General features: G+C 65.7%; 14 protein-coding genes. 1 reads left to right on the forward strand and 13 read right to left on the reverse strand.

What is annotated here, in order from left to right:
• Positions 1-413 precede the first annotated feature (413 nt).
• From ACIA5H_RS35595 to ACIA5H_RS35655, 13 genes are all read right to left on the reverse strand, one after another.
• Positions 414-593 carry a DUF4158 domain-containing protein gene (locus tag ACIA5H_RS35595; RefSeq protein WP_397080500.1) on the reverse strand — a complete coding sequence of 60 codons (180 nt, stop codon included), beginning with the start codon at positions 591-593 and terminating at the stop codon, positions 414-416.
• A 16-nt stretch (positions 594-609) separates the two neighbouring features.
• Positions 610-1164 (reverse strand): transposase, encoded by a 555-nt coding sequence (locus ACIA5H_RS35600; RefSeq protein ID WP_397080502.1) that lies wholly within the window; start codon positions 1162-1164, stop codon positions 610-612.
• Positions 1056-1751: an IS110 family transposase gene (locus ACIA5H_RS35605; RefSeq protein ID WP_397080527.1), complete on the reverse strand. Its 696-nt coding sequence runs from the start codon at positions 1749-1751 to the stop codon at positions 1056-1058. The genes ACIA5H_RS35600 and ACIA5H_RS35605 overlap by 109 nt, the downstream gene beginning before the upstream one ends.
• A gap of 503 nt (positions 1752-2254) precedes the next feature.
• The gene (locus tag ACIA5H_RS35610; protein WP_397080504.1) at positions 2255-3379 is read right to left on the reverse strand and encodes an MSMEG_0565 family glycosyltransferase; all 1125 of its coding nucleotides are present in this window, start codon (positions 3377-3379) and stop codon (positions 2255-2257) included.
• Positions 3379-4230, reverse strand: coding sequence for a carbon-nitrogen hydrolase family protein (locus tag ACIA5H_RS35615; RefSeq protein WP_397080506.1), 852 nt, complete (start codon positions 4228-4230; stop codon positions 3379-3381). The genes ACIA5H_RS35610 and ACIA5H_RS35615 overlap by 1 nt, the downstream gene beginning before the upstream one ends.
• Positions 4231-4239: 9 nt before the next feature.
• Positions 4240-5511, reverse strand: a complete 1272-nt coding sequence (locus tag ACIA5H_RS35620) for an MSMEG_0569 family flavin-dependent oxidoreductase (protein ID WP_397080508.1) — start codon at positions 5509-5511, stop codon at positions 4240-4242.
• Positions 5508-5828, reverse strand: a complete 321-nt coding sequence (locus ACIA5H_RS35625) for an MSMEG_0570 family nitrogen starvation response protein (RefSeq protein WP_397080510.1) — start codon at positions 5826-5828, stop codon at positions 5508-5510. Before ACIA5H_RS35625 ends, ACIA5H_RS35620 begins: the two co-directional genes overlap by 4 nt.
• Positions 5821-6744, reverse strand: coding sequence for a carbon-nitrogen hydrolase family protein (locus tag ACIA5H_RS35630; protein ID WP_397080512.1), 924 nt, complete (start codon positions 6742-6744; stop codon positions 5821-5823). The genes ACIA5H_RS35625 and ACIA5H_RS35630 overlap by 8 nt, the downstream gene beginning before the upstream one ends.
• A complete protein-coding gene (locus ACIA5H_RS35635) occupies positions 6741-8168 on the reverse strand; it encodes an MSMEG_0567/sll0787 family protein (protein ID WP_397080529.1) in 1428 nt (475 codons plus the stop codon). The genes ACIA5H_RS35630 and ACIA5H_RS35635 overlap by 4 nt, the downstream gene beginning before the upstream one ends.
• Before the next feature lie 40 nt (positions 8169-8208).
• Entirely contained in the window at positions 8209-9267 is a 1059-nt protein-coding gene (locus ACIA5H_RS35640; protein WP_397080514.1) for an MSMEG_0568 family radical SAM protein, read from the reverse strand.
• Positions 9268-9277: 10 nt separating this feature from the next.
• Positions 9278-9823, reverse strand: a complete 546-nt coding sequence (locus ACIA5H_RS35645; RefSeq protein ID WP_039804722.1) for an MSMEG_0572/Sll0783 family nitrogen starvation response protein — start codon at positions 9821-9823, stop codon at positions 9278-9280.
• Between the two features lie 741 nt (positions 9824-10564).
• Positions 10565-10714 carry a hypothetical protein gene (locus ACIA5H_RS35650; RefSeq protein ID WP_364438504.1) on the reverse strand — a complete coding sequence of 50 codons (150 nt, stop codon included), beginning with the start codon at positions 10712-10714 and terminating at the stop codon, positions 10565-10567.
• A gap of 933 nt (positions 10715-11647) precedes the next feature.
• Complete coding sequence (locus tag ACIA5H_RS35655; RefSeq protein ID WP_397080517.1) at positions 11648-13912, reverse strand: MMPL family transporter; 2265 nt, start codon at positions 13910-13912, stop codon at positions 11648-11650.
• A gap of 1440 nt (positions 13913-15352) precedes the next feature.
• Between ACIA5H_RS35655 and ACIA5H_RS35660 the strand changes: the two genes are divergently transcribed.
• On the forward strand, positions 15353-16090 hold the full coding sequence (locus tag ACIA5H_RS35660; RefSeq protein ID WP_397080519.1) for a transposase family protein: 738 nt from the start codon (positions 15353-15355) through the stop codon (positions 16088-16090).
• The last annotated feature ends 495 nt before the right edge of the window (positions 16091-16585 follow it).

Genomic DNA, 16585 nt, shown 5'->3' on the forward strand with positions numbered 1-16585 from the left:
TCAGGTGGGTCTGAGCCTCCTTTTGAGGGAGGTTCAGTACAATCCGGCTCCGATCCCTCCGGGGATCTCTCCGTTTCGGGGAGGTGAGCTGATGTAAAGACGCTAACCTATTATTCGCTCCTCCGCAACACCCAAATCGACACACTTCTAAGCGGCCTACTGTCGGTCGCAAGAATCTAATCGTCGGACCTTTGCGCATTATCGGTGCGGGGCTGTGGAGCGCATCCGTGAATATGCTGATAATACGTACGCAGTGACGGTCGCGCGACAGAGCGGTCTTGCGAAGGCTGGCCATGTCGTCAGTCTTCTGATAATCAGTGCAACCGACGCTGCGCGTGAGTTGGAACCTCGAAGCGAGCAACTCGCAGACTGTGCGTATAAAAATCTGGAATTCGCCTAGAAATCGCTGCTTATCATTCGTGATGCTGGAGGGCGAACCCCAATCCTTTGCCGTCACGGCGGCGCTCGGCAGTCAGCTCCCAGTCCTGCTCGTCGAGATGGAAGAACCGCTTCAGCTCGGCCCGCGTCAACACCCCGAAATGGCCGTACCCCGGCACCACGCCCTCTTGACGCACAGTCGCCCACGAAACCATGAGCGCCACGCGACATTCAGCAACCGCCATGATCAGCAGAATCGGGGTCCGCTGAACTGGCTTGGCGCGACTTTGCGCGCCCCTGGACCCCGCGTGCCCACCCGCGCGGATTCGAACGGCGTGACCCGATCGAGGGGTTCTCCGCGAAGTTGGCCGACATGTAGAAGACGCGGTTGAGACCGCGGTGGTAGCGGCGAGGCCGGTGCAGATTTCCACGGATACGGCCGGAATCCCAGGGAGCGGGCGCCGAACCAGCAAGCGCGGCCAAGCGGTCCGGGGTGGCGAAGGATGACATGTCGCCGCCGGTGACCGCGAGGAATTCCGCGCCGAGCAAGTGGCCGAACCCCGGCAGGCTGGTGATCACCTCGGCGAGCCCATGCTGATCGAACCGGCTCTCGATGAGCCTGTCGGTCTTCTTGATCTGGTCGTTGAGGGCCATCACCTCCCGAGCTAGCTCGGCGATCACAGTGGCGGTGAGCGCCTCGCCCGGCAGGCTGACGTGCTGCTGGTGTGCGGCGGCGACAGCCGACGCGGCGATCGTGTCGTGGTTGCGGACTTTCCTTGTGCGCAAGCAGCGTTCGAGTCGCCGATCCGGCGTAGCGCGGCCGGGGTCTGGTAGCCGGTCAGCAGCGTCAGTTGCCCTGTGCGCGTCAGGTCCGCGAGAACACGATCGAGCGCGGGAAAGACTCCCAGCAGCAGACCTCGCAGGCGATTGATGACACGGGTGCGGTCAGCGACCAGGTCCTTGCGTCGAGCGGTCAGCAGTTTCAATTCCACGGTGACCTCGTCACCGGGACACAGCGGGCGCAGATCGCGACGCATCCGCGCTTGGTCGGCGATGATCGCGGCGTCTCGCGAGTCGGTCTTGCCTTCTCCGCAATAACCGCCGGCCGCGCGGTTGAGAGTGCGGCCGGGCAGGTAGAGCAACCGCTGGTCGTGGGCCAGGAGCAGGCTGATCAGCAACGCCTCACCGCCGTCGGGTACGTCCACCGCCCAGGTGACCTGGTCACCGAGACGGGCGACATCGTGCATCAGACTCGAGAGCTCGGCCTCGTCGTTGGAGACCCGCCGCGACAACAGTCGCTTTCCGTCGGAGCCGATGACCACGCAATGGTGATGATTCTTTCCGACATCGACGCCAGCCCAGATCTGGGCCATGAACACCTTCGGTCGCTCGATACACATTCGCCCTACGGACGACCACGCCGGCGTTGTCCTACACAGCGATTCGCTCGCACATCCCAATTGGCGGCCGGGGTCGTCGCGGGAAACCGGGCGGCCAAGTCTCCTGAGCCATGTTCGGCGACTCGTGAAAGCCACACCCGATTCCCCAGGGCCTGCAGAACCTTACGACTGGCTTGCTCGACCCGGAACTGAAGGTAGGACCTCATGGCCAGCGTAGTGGCAGCGGGGCGCGGACTTTGGCCGACGCCCAGTGGGCTCGGCTGGGAAGACGAACCAGCCTTCGACCGCGGGGAAGGAAACGGCAAAGAAAGCGGGTCGGTTCAGTCACGGCTTGAGTCGACCCGAGGGGTTCCGGTGACCCGAAGACCTGCCATCGCCGCTGGTCAAGCCTCTGTCGTTGACCTGCCAATATGATCAGGGCGGTCCGGCCTGAGCTACGCCGAGAGGTTGATCGAGATTTCCATGTTCTCGCCGGTTCAGCGATGTGTGGTGAGCGTTCGGGGCGGTACTGCTGTGGAATGGGTGCGGTAGAACTCGAGGTGGGCTCGGGCTGTTCGGTCCCAGCTGAACAGGGCGGCGAGGGCTTTGCCGTGCTCGGTGCGGCACGGGTCGGGAACCAGCGCTCGCGTGAGTTCTGCGGCCAGCTCGGCGGGAGTGGCCGCGTAGCTGATGGCCTCGCCGAATACCTCGCGCAGCACCGGGAGATCGCGTGCGACGACTGGGACTCCGGCGGCTAGGGCTTCCATGGCGGCGAGCCCGAATCCCTCTTTGGTGGAGAAGAACGGGAGGAGGGTCGATGCCGCCACGAGTGCGGGGAGTTCGGGGTGTGGGACGGTGCCGAGGATGGTGGGGCGGATGTCGAGTTCGGTTGCGCGAGCATTGAACTGGGTCCGGTAGTCGCGGTAGTCGAAGAGTGTTTCGCCGCCTGCGAAGACGAGGTGCAGGTCTGGATGATCGTGACGTAGCAGGGCGAACGCCTCGAGCAGGTCGATGCTGCCTTTGCGGGGTTCGATGCCGCCGACGGCCACGATGTACCGGCCGAGTCGGCGTCGCCAGGCGGCGCGGGCATCCGTGGCGTCGGGAGAGTCATCTGCGGCGGCCGCGAAGCGGTCGTATTCGACGCCATTGGGAATCACGGTGGGGCGCAACCCCCAACCGGCCTGAACTTCGGCCGCGACGGCGGCCGACACGCAGATGTGTGCGTAAGGCTCGACGATGGCGCGTTCATGGCAGCGGGCGAGTTCGGGGGTGGTGAAGTTGTCGAGGTGGTGGATGGTGCGGATGCGGCAGTCGACGGCGTTGGCGCTGATGCAGTCCTGTGCGTGCACGATGTCGTAGTCATCGGGAGTGAACGCCTGCCGCAGTACGTCTATGGAGCGCATGATTCGCGTCCCGACCTGTTCGCCGTCGGCACTGGTGAATGGAACGACGCGAATTGTCACGGAGGAATCCACGGGGCGGAAGAAGGCCGCGTCCCCGCCACGTCCGAGCGTCCATACGGTGACATCCGCGCCGAGCCGGGCGAGCGACTCGGCGAGATTGAGCGTATGCACGACCCCTCCACGGGGTTTGGTGGAGTACGTGAGAAGTGCGATCCGCATCAGTAGCCGCTCTTTTCGGTCATCAAGTTGTGGTAGGCGTCGACACGGCGTTCGTCCAGGTGCCGCAGGACGCGCCGGGCTCGCTCGACCTCGGCATCGATGTCGAGGTCCGCCACCGCGAGGCCGCCCTTGGACCAGGTTTTGGCGAGGACGTCACCGCCGGGGCCGACCACCTTGGCTTGGCCGAGGAAACGCAGGTTGCCGGTGATTCCGGTTTGATTGGACGATGCGAGAACAACCTGGTTCTCGGCGGCGCGAGCCTGGTCGTACAGGTCGAAGAGGCGGGATTGCCGATCGTTGGGCATCCGGGAGGCGCGATCGGTGACGCTGGCGGGCCAGGCCGACAGCGCCGCGATGGTGCGGGCACCGTCGAGAGCGAGAGCTCGCGCGGACTCCGGGAACGTCTTGTCGTAGTCGATGAGCATCCCGATCCGGCCGACCGGGGTATCAAAAGCCGCGAAGCGATCTCCGGCCGCATACGCGAGGTGTTCGCCGGCCGGCTGGTGTACTTTGCGGTGGCGGCCGAGCACCCCGTCGCCGGTGAGGCATACTGCGGCGTTGTAGCGGACACCGTCTGCACGTTCGGCATAGCCGACGCAGATCGTCATATCCCCGGCCAACCGGCACAACAGCCGGAACTCGGGTCCATCCGGGTCGATGGCCTCAGGCCCGGCGGCCGGATCCGGGTTGCGGAGGTCTCCGATGTAGCCGCCGAGGCTCGCATCGGGTAGCACGAGCAGGTCGACGCCGTCCTGGGTGAGCCGGTCGATGATACCGGCGATCTTGTCCAGAGCGCGGGCGATATCTGCGCCGAAATGCGCTGCGACAGCCGCTATTCGGGTGACGGTCATTGGTCCGCCTCAGGCCGCCGCAGTGGTGCGGGCGGTGGCGGTGATCTGCCCGGCGAGGTGCTCGGCGTCGCGGGCGATGGCGGCGAAGCGGCCCGAGCCCCAGGTGTGCAGCCAGGGCAGCCCGAGAAAGTACAGCCCGGGCGTGGTCGTGACGCCGCGGTTGTGGCACGGGTGACCCTCACCGTCGAAGACGCCGACGCGCAGCCACCGGTAGTCGGTGCGGAACCCGACCGACCACACTACCGACGTGATATTGCTCGCCGACAGATCGAGTTCGGTGATCTCGCGCTGCGGACGCCACACCGGGCGGTACCGCGGTTCGGTGGGCGCGTCGATACCAGCACGGGCGATATAGGTGTCGATGGAGTCCTTGATGCTCTCGGCGACGGCGTCGGCGGCATCGAGGTCCCGCTCCAGCGACGGCTCGAAGTACGCTGTGCCGTCGGCGACATCGACCATCCTGCCGTGGAGCGCCATCCCCTCGACCGCGAATTGGCGCAGGTCGATATCGCGGCCGCCGTCTCGACCGGTGACGTAGTGGTTGGTGTTCTCCCGCTTGCCCAGCCCACCCGGCTGATCTTCGATCGGAATGTCGTAGTGGCCCATGTCCTCCAGCCATGCGACGCAATCACGGCCCCTGTAGAAGCGGGCGACACGGGGCGCGGTCCCGACCGCGAGATGTACCCGCCGACCCTCCAGATGGAGGTCCTCGGCGATCTGTGCTCCTGATTGGCCGGTACCGACGATGAGGACGGCGCCGTCGGGCAGGTCCGCAGGGCTGCGGTATTCGGCGGAGTGGAGTTGCTGGATCGAACTCGGCATCCGCTCGGCGAAGCGGGGCACGATCGGCGTGTGGTAACCGCCTACTGCGACCACCACCTGATCGGAATGCAGTGGGCCCGAGGTTGTCTGGATGTCGAAGCCGCCGTCGACCGATACCGTGACCGCGGTGACGGCGACGTGTTCGCGAACCGGCGGATCGAAGGTGTCGGCATAGGCGCGGACCCATGTGTAGACCTCATCGCGTTTCATGAAGCCGTGCGGGTCGGGTCCGTTGTAACGGTAACCAGGCAGCACACACTGCCAGTTGGGAGTGACGAGAGTGAAGTTGTCCCAGCGGGTGTCGCGCCACTCGTGGGCGATGGTGTCGCGCTCGAGGACGACATGGTCGATGCCGCGAGTGGTCAGATGCCAGCTGATCGAGAGCCCGGCCTGTCCCGCGCCTATCACGACGACGTCACGGTGTTCCACGGTGGTACCGGAGTCTGTCTGGGGGGTCACGGTTTTCCTCCGGTGTTTGGCGCCTCGACCGACGGCGGAGTCATCGACAGCACGCGTACCGTGCCCGGTGATGTCCGGGCCTGTGCTGCGCTTGCTTCGATGGCGTGCAGGGTCTGCATCGCGGAGGTGCAATAGAAGCCGAACTTCTCGCGCACCCGCTCGGACGCGCTGTTCAAAGCGCTCGAGGCACGGGTCAGGAAGTCGTCGATCGGATAGTCGACGCCGGTGGCCAGATGATCATGGATCACCAGCGAGGGCGAATAGCAGGACTGGACATTGCCGTCCGGCCAGCGGATGTCGAATGTCACCTCAGGCATGGATCGCCTCCAGCTCTTCAGGCACAGCGGGCTGCCCGACCACGCCATGGCGGGCGACGACACTGTGGTAGAGCTCGGGGCGTCGGTCGCGCAGGTTGTACATGCCGCCGCCGCGTGCCAATTCGAGTGCGTGATCGACGTCGACGGTCGCGGTGGCTAGACCGGGTTCGGTACCTGTGGTGGCGAGCAGGTCGCCGCCGGGGCCGACGATCTTGGCGCTACACACGAAGCGCAACGAGCCGAACGTCCCGGCCTGGTTCGACGCGACCCACACCACCTGGTTCTCGACTGCGCGAGCGCGGTCGAAGATATCGAAGCGCTGGGTCCAGCGGTCGTCTTCGAGTCGTTCGGTGGTGGCGGTGCGGGCGGTGGGCCAGGCCGAGAGCGAGGTGATGATCTCCGCGCCGTCCAGTGCCAGCGCTCGTGCGGCTTCGGGGAATGCCTTGTCGTAGCAGATCTGCATGCCCATGCGGCCGACCGGGGTGTCGAAGGCGCGATATTCGGATCCGGCAGCGTAGCAGAGGTTTTCGCCGAGGGGCTGATGTACCTTGCGGTAGGAGCCCAGAACCCCGTCGCCGGTGAGTGTCACGGCGGCGTTGTAGCGGAGATCGCCATCGGCTTCGCAAAATCCGAGAGTGACGACGAGTTCACCCGCCATCGCCGCGATGCGGCGCAGTTCCGGGCCGTCGAGGGTGAGCGCCGGCGGCAGACTGCGTAGACGGCGCTGCTTGGCCTCCTCGCTCTCCCCACCGCCGCCCAGGCTGGGCAGGTAGCCGCCCAGGCAGGCCTCGGGCAGCACCAGTAGTCGGCTACCGCGTTGCTGCGCCTGTTCGATCAGCGAGCCGACGGTGGCGTAGCACGCCTCCATGTCGCGGCCGAATTCGGCGGCGGCCACGGAGATCGATAGTTTGGTCATGAGTGTCCCAATCCGGTTACCGCGCTGTCGAGCGCGTGAGTGACTTCTCCGTCAGGCCAGCGCAGCCGCACGCCGGGAGTCGCGCTGAGCACGCCGCACACGGCGGTCGTCGCCGGGCCTACCGGGTTGACGGGGGTGCCGGGGCGATCGGCGGTGAGCATCGCGAAGCCGGGGAAGCAGGTGATCCAGTCGGCCAGCTCGGCGCCCGGCGGGCGCGGGATGCGCGCCACATCGAGTTCGACCCCGACACCGCTGGCCTCGGCGAGCATGCCCGCGGTCCCGGCGATGCCGGCCATGCTGACATCCTTCGCGGCCTTCGGACCGGTGTCCGAGACGAACCGGCCCAGTGCCCGCAATTCCGTGCCGCTCCGATGTGACGACGAATCCCATTGTCGCCCGGTATATCCGGACCGCCAGCCGCCGCCCAGGTCAGCGGTCAGCCGGAGCTCGTCGCCGACCTCGCCGCCCCCTCCTGGCACCGGCCGGGCGGTACGGCCGAGCGCGGTGACCGACAGCGCCGCCGGGACACCCAACTGGGTGTGGCCACCCAGCACCGGCACCTCCCAGATGCGGCTGGCGGCACCCAGGCCCCGGAGCACCCGGGTCAGCAGCGACCGGGTGGGCGCAGCGACCGCGTCGAGAAGGCCGATCGGTTCTGCACCCATCGCGGCGAGATCGTTGAGGTTGACCAGGGCCGCACACCATCCGGCCCATTCCGGGTCCCGTTCGACCATGGAAGGCAGGATCGCGTCGCACGCGGCGACCAGGTCGCAGCCCGGGACCGGTGCGCCGTCATCGCCTCGGAATCCGACGCCGCCCAGTGTCATCGGCCTATCGCCCAACTCGGACAGCGCTTGCCCGAGCATTGCCTTGGTGGTTCGCGCCAGCCGCTCGATTCGGTCGATCGGCCAGCGCATCTTCAGGTGCGGTGTATCTGCCACGGTGGTTTCGGCGAGCGCTGTCCACCCGAGTTGGGAGAACAGCGACCGGTAGCGGGTTTGCACGGTGGCCTCGAACCGAAGAACGTTATGGGTTTCGGCATAAGCGCACGCCGCTTGCACGAGTGCGCGGCCCACACCACGGGTGCGACGCCCGCAGTCCACCACCAATCGACTGCCGGTCCACCACCCGAGGTCTTCGGCCGTGGCCGGTGCCAGGCGCACTCCGCCCAGCAGGGCTCCGTCCGGGGCGATCGCGACCAGGATCTGGGCCCGGGGGTCGTCGTCGATGTCGTCGGCGTCGCTGCCTGCGAACATACCCTGCTCTGTAACGAAGTTCTGTCGGCGCAATGCGCGATAGACGGCGACATGTCGGGTATCGGCGAGCTGGATGAGGAATCCGGCTGCGGGGTCGGCCGGGGACGGATATCCGGAAAGGACGCAGTAATCCGGCGATGAAGCACGTACCCCGGACAGTTCGTCGATCCAGGATCGCGGTGCGGCCGTCGGTTCGGTCGTCGTCATCTCAGCCTCCCGCGGTCTGCAGCACACTGCACGCCCCACACGCCGCGCATCCGGCCTTCTGGTCCGTGCCGAGCATGTCGGCCCGACGTAGCTCCGCTGCCACGCGCCGGGTCACGTCCTCGAGGACCGCCGCGCTCGGCGGGCTCGCACCGTCGACGTCGACGGCCAGGGTTCCCGCGAGCGGCCGGAACGGCACCACGAACGGGTACACGCCCATGGCGATGAGTTCCGCCGCACCCGAGACCAATTCGTCCGGGTCTTCGCCCAGACCGACGAGTAGATAGGTGGAGACCTGGTTACGGCCGAACACTCGCACTGCTTCGGCCCAGGCTGCCCGGTAGTCGGACAGCGGCACGGTGGACTTTCCCGGCATCCATCGAGCACGCACTCGGTCGTCGAGCGACTCGACGTGGATGCCGATCGCATCGGCTCCCGCGTCGCGTAGCTCGCTCAAAGTCGCCAGGTCGCCGGGGGGCTCGCACTGCACCTGGATCGGAAGGGTCGGCACCGCTTGCTTGACGGCTCGCACACAGCGGGCCAGATGCCTTGCCCCACGGTCTTTTCCGGCCGAGGTGCCGGTCGTCATCACCAGCTGCCGGATACCGTCCAGCCGCACTGCCGCCTCGGCGACCTCGGCGAGCTGATCCGGTCGCTTGACCGCGATCGTGCTGCCGGACGCGAGAGATGCCTCGACCGAACAGAATCGGCACCGTTGGTCTTCGCCGTAGCGAATGCAGGTCTGCACCACCGTGGTCGCCAGCACATCCTTTCCGTGCAGTCTGGCGATCTGCTCGTACGCCACGCCGTCGGCCGTGCGCAGGTCGTAGAAACGGGGTCGGCGCACCGGTTCGACGGTCACGCCGAGATCGGTGCCCTCGTAGAGCAGCCGATCGGCACGAATCGTGTATGGACTCTCCGGGCGGAGGGGGATGGCAGCGCCGGCACCCCCGAACAGCACATGACCGTCGTCACTGGGGCCGGCACCGGAACGGCGCTGCACCGGCACATCGACGCGAATTCCCAAGAGTGCGAGATCTACTCGCGTGGATACCTCGGTCATGACGGTCGGCCTACAGTTGGTAGGTGGAGTTGATGATGGCGCCCTTGCGGGCATAGTGGATCAGCGCGTCCTGCACGTCCAGGGGATGCGCCGGGATCACACCTTCGATGAGGTCCTCCTCGCGGGCACCGTGCAAGGCGAGACCGAACCGGCAGGCGAACACCTTCCCGCCCTCCTTGATGAAGGTGGCGAGGGCCTCGTTGATGTTCTGCTCACCGGGGAACCCGCTGTCGCCGGTGGTCGGAAAGCCGCGGGTGGCAAGGCAGTTGATCGCGCCGGGACCGTAGAAGTAGATGGCGGATTCGAAACCTTTGCGAAGTGCGCGCGTCGCCTGCAGGATGGCCACGAAACTCACCGACGATTCATGGGCGATGCCGTGAACCAGCGTGAAATAGGTTTCCCCTGCCTCCGCCTGATAGTCGGGAAAGATCTTGGTGCCGCCGTAGATACTGGTGCCCTTCGGCAGCGCCGGGTGCGGGATTTCGGCGAGTGATTTCGCGATGTTCTCCTCGATCGCCTTGTCGATCTCAGAGGTCGATGTGGTGGGTGCCGACATGGTTCGTCTCCTGGGCGTGGTCGGTGTGAATTCGGTGATTGGCAGTGCGCCCGCTGGGTGTCCGGGTGGTCACCGATGGACCAAGTTCACGCTCGGCCTGTTTCCGGTTGGTCACCTGGGGAAAAATTGGAGGTTTCCGGATGCTCACCACGCACGTTTGTGAATGGACTCACCAATCACACTGTGACACAACGTAATTGGTTACACCGTCTGCGTATCGCGGTGCGGCATGGGTTGGTGCGAAGTCGATGCGGTGTAATAGTCGTCCCGGACTTTTCGGTTTTCTGTTAATCGCATCGACCCAGAGCCCCTTCGACTCGAAACATGGACGAAACCGTTACTGGGCCGTAGCGATCGCTGACGGACTCGACCGGACCGGCAACCGGTAGCTACCCGGTCGCCACCTCCGTCCAGCTGGCCGAAGCCGACGGGCGCGGGGTTATAGTGCTCGACACCGGGCACGTGCCGAGCACATGCTGGAATCCATTGGCCGGCTCGGTCAACATTCCGTTGCACGAATTCGAGAACCGGCTCGCCGATATCGCCGACGGCGAGATGCGGGTCCACCGTTCCTGCGGCTACCGGTGCTCCATCGCAGCGGGCGTGCTCGCACGAGCCAGGCGAACGGTGACCCTCATCGACAACGTTTTCGAACACGCTGTCGCACTGGACTCACCGCCGCGCTCGGCGGGCACGCGACTGCCGGTAAACCGCCATGAACAACGGTACAGCTCGCAGATTTCAGCCGACGAGGCTGCGCCCTCTGCCGCGCCGGAGACTGTGCTGCTGGATGTCAGCCACGATGAGCAGCGGGCCGCCGGGCACATCGAGGGCGCACTGCATCTGCCACTGGCTCTGTTCGACCCCGAAGGCTGGATGAAAGTCCCCCATCGACGGGGATCCGTACCGGATAAATCTCCTCGACACGCGCGGACTACGCGGTCGACGGTCGGTTGCACTGCGCCTCTCTCGGCGGTGTCGTCGGTGCGTGCTCCGGTGTCCTGAAGGACTATGCCGGGCTGTCACCGGTCTCCTCGCCGTACATCAGGCCACCGGCCGACCGGGACTGGCTCGAACCCGAAAAACGTCTGCTCGACAAGCCGATTGAGCGCTCCACCGATCCCGCCGCCCCCGGCAGTTCGTTCGACACCGCCGACGATGCCGAAACTCCTCGTCATCCGTCGCGCGATCCCATCGTCGACGTCGCCCCCGCAGGCGCTTCCGCGCTGGCCAAAGACCTCCCACCGCCGCTGTTGCCAGCGCACGGGTACCCGCCCTGCACACCGCGAGCGGGCCGATCTGACGTTGCCCGCGCCCCCGCTGCTGGCCAATGGCTGACCGTCCTCGAAGCCGCTCTTCGCGGTCCGCTGAAAATTGCGGAGAGCGACCGGTAGCTCCAGCGCGCCAATGGATTGATCGGTACCGCCCGCACCGAAGCCCCCGGCGGCACGGTCAGTATCGCCGGGCCCACTCACTCGGTTCCCCTCCTGACCGACCGAACCCAGAAGAATGGCGCACCGGCCGCCTTGCGTCTGCCGTGGCTCGGTCTGTGACCTCCCGGTGACCATTCGGGCCGACCTGTCCGGCTGCCCGGCACCGTCCCCAGCCTCGACCGACGGTTGCTCACTGTCCGCACCGCTTGCACCCTCTCGGATTGGCCGCGGGCCGACCTGTCGCCCGATGCCAGTCGTCGCCGATCCGGCTGAGGAATCCACTGAGCCACAGGTCGGTGGTGATCACCGCAAGCCCGCTGAGATTCGCGGTGATCACCACCGCTGCCGAACCCCAATCGCGCTTTCAGTGTCCAGATGATGAGCTTGGTGATCACGGTGCCTCAGCGTTTGCCCGTACCGCAACCGGCACGGGCACGCCCGCTCGAGTCGCATCCGGCAGCCACCAATTCCAGGTCCCGAACAGCTTCATCAGCGCGGGCACCAGCACTAACCGCACCAACGCCGCATCGATTGCGACGGCCATCGCCAGAGCGAGCCCGATCTGTTTCAGCTCGAGCACGCTCCCGGTGAGGAAGCTGCCGAAGATCGCCACCATGATGGCCGCCGCCGCACTGATCGGGCGGGCGGTGTGCTGCAGTCCCGCCGCCACCGCGTACTCGTTGTCGGCTGCGGTGCGCGCGGAACCCTCCCAGAACTCCTTGACCCGCCGGATCAGGAACACCTCGTAGTCCATCGACAAACCGAACAGGATGGCGAACACCATGGTCGGCACGAAAACCTGGATGAATCCGGTGCTGTGGAAGTCGAACAGCGACTCGCCGAGGCCCCACTGGAACACCGCGACGGTGATGCCCAGAGCCGCGCCGGTGGCCAGCAGATTCATCACTATTGCCTTCATCGGCAGCGCGATGCTGCGGAAGGCGGCGGTGAGGAACACGAACGAGCAGCATAGAACCAGTGCGATCACCAGTGGCAGTTTCCCGGTAATCTCGTCCGACAGATCGGCGAACTCGGCCGTCACGCCGCCGACTAGCACCTGCGCTCCGGGCAATGCGGCGGCCCCGTCGCGGATCTCCCTGACGAGTCGATCGGCACCGGTGGAATCGAATGACGTCCCCGGCACCACCATCGCGAAGATCCGTCCGTCGCGTTGGATCGGTAGCACCTGTTCGATGCGCGGGTCCGAGCGCAGCGCGGACAGGAAGTCCTGTACTGCGGTGGCCGAGGTGGAACTCAGTTGGGAATCGCCGGGACCGGTCGCGACCAGCGTGATCGGTGCGAGCAGGCCGGGCGCGAAACTCTCCGAGGCGACCTTGCCCGCCTTGCCGGAGGCCGTCTCGGTCATCGCCGCGCTGCCCATATCGATCCCGTAGCGCACTCCGGCCAAAGGCGCGGCCGCCAGGAGCAGGGCCACCGTGGCCGCGATACCGAACACCGCGGGTCGAGCCATGACGATCCGGCTCCACCGCGCCCACCGTCCGCTCGTCGGATCGGTGGCCTCGGTACCCGGTCGAGTCTCCAGCGACTGCCACCGCGCGGGCAGCGCACCGCGATTGACCCGCGGCCCGAGCATCGCCAGTACCGCTGGCAGCAGTGTCAATGCCACCGCCAGGGTGGCGACCACCGCGGTCGCGACACCGACCGCGATCCCCCGGAACGCCGGCGCCCGCACCACGACCAGCGAGCAAAGCGAGATCATCACGATGAAGCCCGAGGCGACGATGGTCTTGCCGGCCGTGGCGATGGCGATTCCGCAGGCGTGGGCGACACCGACCGGGGAACTGCCGCCGGGCTTCGCCAACTCCTCACGGAAGCGACTGACCACGAACATCGCATAGTCCAATGCGATACCGGTGCCGACCATGGTCACGACGGCCAGCAGCATCGAACTCGTGCTCATCACATGCGACAGCAGAAAAAGCCCGCCGAATGCGAGCAGTAGCCCGCTCAATGCGACCATCACCGGCACCAGCGCGGCGACCACCGTGCCAAGCGCGAGGATGAGCAGCACGAATGCCACCGGCAGGCCGAGCGCCTCGGCCTGGCCGGAATCGGCCACCTCGATCTGCATCAGATCGTGCAAAATCGGTGAGAATCCGGTGATGCCGACGCTGACCCCGTCAGCGGAGTAGTGGCCGGCCCGTTCCTGCAGCTCACCGGCCAACTGCGCACGCGCCGCAATCGCGCCATCGATCCTGATGACCGCCATCGCCGCATGTCTGCTAGCCGAGATCTGCGACTTCTGATCACCCTGGAATGGCCCGACCGCCATCTGCACCCCCGGCGCACCGCGCAGCTCCGCGACCGCTCGCTCCACGATGGCCCGGTAGGCCGGATCGTCGACGGTTCGCTCGCGCGAATCGAAGACCAGCGCCAGCTGTTCGGCGCCTAGATCGGGATAGTGCGCGGCAAGCAGTTCGGTGATCCGTGTCGAATCCGCCCGATCGGCGTGGAATTCCATGGCCTCGAGGCGGCCGTTGAGTTGGGGGTAGGCGACCGCGCACGCGGCGATGAGTATCAGCCAGAGCGCGACGACGATGCGCCTGTGCTGCGCCATCGCGACGCCCCAGCGGTAGCCGATCCCTTGATCGCTGTTCGTGTGCCGTCTGCCGGCTTCGACCGTCCGGTGTGCCATATACCCGCCGTCTATCCGTGCCTCGTCCCCCAACTGCCGCCGACGGTCCTCGCCGCGCTGTGCCACTACGCCACGATGTGGCCGGTAGTACTGCGCTGGCCCGGCCCTGGTCACATCGTGTGCGTGCCGAACTGCCCATTGCGGCAATAGAGGCGCGGGGAACGCTCCCAACCGAGGACACCTGTGCCCGCCGATACCTCACTGTCGTCGCATGGTGAACAGCGGCGCATCGGCAAGGAACGGATTTCTCCAGACCACCACGTAGGTAGGTCGGGCGGATCACCACCGCGTGAGCGAGGTTTCGATCGGCACTTGACATATCACCTCGGGATGGCGGTGTGCTGGGATGAGGATGGCATTGAGGGCTTCGCCGTATTCATGTAGGACTGCGGAGCCCGTCGACCGGAAAACAGGAGTTCGTCGAACGCGCCCGGTCACACGTGCGCGAGATGAACTCCCAGCTCGACCTCAACCCCACCACCCGAGGTGAGGAACAAGTCGCTCGTCTGCGCGCGATGTTGCGCTACTCGATTCCGCCCCTGACCTTCCGGGACATCTGCGAGAGCAGCCACACCAGCATCCGCCGACACGTCGTCCGCGCCTCTCCACCCGCGCGAACCGGCCCTTAAGGCGCCCCATCAACTTGTTGAGTCCTTCCACCCCCGCCCCACGGCCTATGCCCTCGGCTGCGGCAACCACCAATTCGGCTATTTACAAGCAAATTCAGCAGAATTGCGTGGTGACCGCCCTCAATGCGGAGGTCATGTCGAAACCTCGTCGAACCAGCCCTGAACCGAACGACTGTCGGTCGCGAGCTACAGCTGGAGTACTAAGAGGTGGCGCGGAACTAACTCCGAAGAACCAGGAAACACGAGGTTGAGCCGCCCCCGAATCACACGTGCCGGCGTAGACTCGGGGGCGGCCCCGATCACGAGTGGTCCTAGGCAGCCGTGGCATTGGGTAATGGCCGTCCACTCCGAATACCGCACTGCAGGACACTTAACGGCCTTGAAGGGAAGCCGTGGTGTCGAGTCGTGCCTGCTTCGGACTCACTCGTGACGATCAGGACGACAGGGTCTGGCCATCAACAAATAGGTGGCAAAGTATGGGTCTTCCTGCCAGTTGGCTATCGCACGTCTTACCTGGTGTAGTTCGTGGGCCTATCAACAATTCGATGGTGTGAGTATCCATGGCAACAATATCCCGAAGCCGATTCCCGCTACACCCAGTTTCCAGGCGAAGGTACGAATGCGCATCAGCAGCTGTGCAATGATGACGTACGTAGCACGGGGACTGTAAAACTTGCTCTGCTGGTACCGTCCAGCGATGTCAACGTCGGCTGAATACTGGATCTGTCACAAACTTCGTGATTGAGCCCGTTTGGGATGCGATGGGGCGGTTGAGAGTTCATCATGTCGCGGGCGTTCTGATCTTGGACCGATGAGGGTCCTGTACCCGCATCTGGACGGGTTGCGGATCGAGATGATCCGCGCGGCGGGTTCAACGGTGCGGATCGATCCGCTACCGGTGTGGATCCGGGTCGTGTGTCCCGGCTGCGGGACGCTGTCGAGCCGGGTCCACAGCCGTTACCGGCGGCGGTTGTCCGACACTTCGATCACCGGCCGCGAAGTCGTGATCGGGTTGCGGGTTCGTAGGCTGTTTTGTGGCAACTTCGACTGTGGCAAGACGACTTTCGTCGAGCAGGTGCCGCAGCCCGCGGCCAGGCACGCCCGCCGCACGCTGATCCTGCAGCGTGCGTTGTGCGTGGTCGGGTTGGCGTTGGGCGGCCGCGCTGGTGCGGGGTCGACCCGGCAGTTGGCCGCCACGGTGAGCCGGATGACGTTGCTGCGCCAGATCCGGGCACTGCCCGATCCTCAGCATCCGATCCCGCGGGTGCTGGGTTTCGACGATTTCGCCCTGCGGCGCGGGCACAACTACGGAACGATCCTGATCGGCATGCAGACCCGCCGCCCGATCGAGGTGCTCGACGACCGGACCGCCGACACCCTGGCAGCCTGGCTGCAAACCCACCCGGGCGTTGAGATCGTCTGCCGTGACCGCCCCGGCGCCGATCGCTGGCAGTGCGCCATGAGGCGCCTGGTCGTATCCCCGGTCCAGCCGGGAGGAACTCGGAAGGAGGTTCTTGGGTCTGATGGCTTACCTGGAGCCGAAAGGTGAAGGGGACAGCAGCATGTCATTGAAGCGGCGGTCGTGCTCAGACGTCGGAGGCGGCGCGTCGCGGGACCCGCGTGATAAGGCGAAAGCTGGATTGCCTGAATCTCAATCCTAAGTTGATGGAGAGTCGCATCCGTCGGAAACATCGACGCCCGGTGCCGACGCCGTGTCCTGCCCTGCCTTAATGCCCTGGGCTGGGGCAACTTCCAAGGCACGGAACGATGCCCAGTGAGGGCATCGAAGGGGATGAGTGGGACGCCTACCTCATGCCGTCACATACGGCAGGACGAACATGGGATCGCCTACGGGACGCGAGTCCTATGGTGACGGAGGCTCCGGTGCGACACGAGGTCGCACGTTGTGAATGAACGCATCAAGGGAGGTTCGATATCGGAGGTCTAGTTGTTGCGGGTCATGAGGTTGTTGACGCCCGCAACAGGGGTGAGCTGAAGGGGACGGGCCTTCCGGCGGCAGGATGGAAAACGCCAATCCTCCGCC

The organism is Nocardia sp. NPDC051900, from assembly GCF_044452545.1.
Lineage (GTDB): Bacteria > Actinomycetota > Actinomycetes > Mycobacteriales > Mycobacteriaceae > Nocardia > Nocardia sichangensis.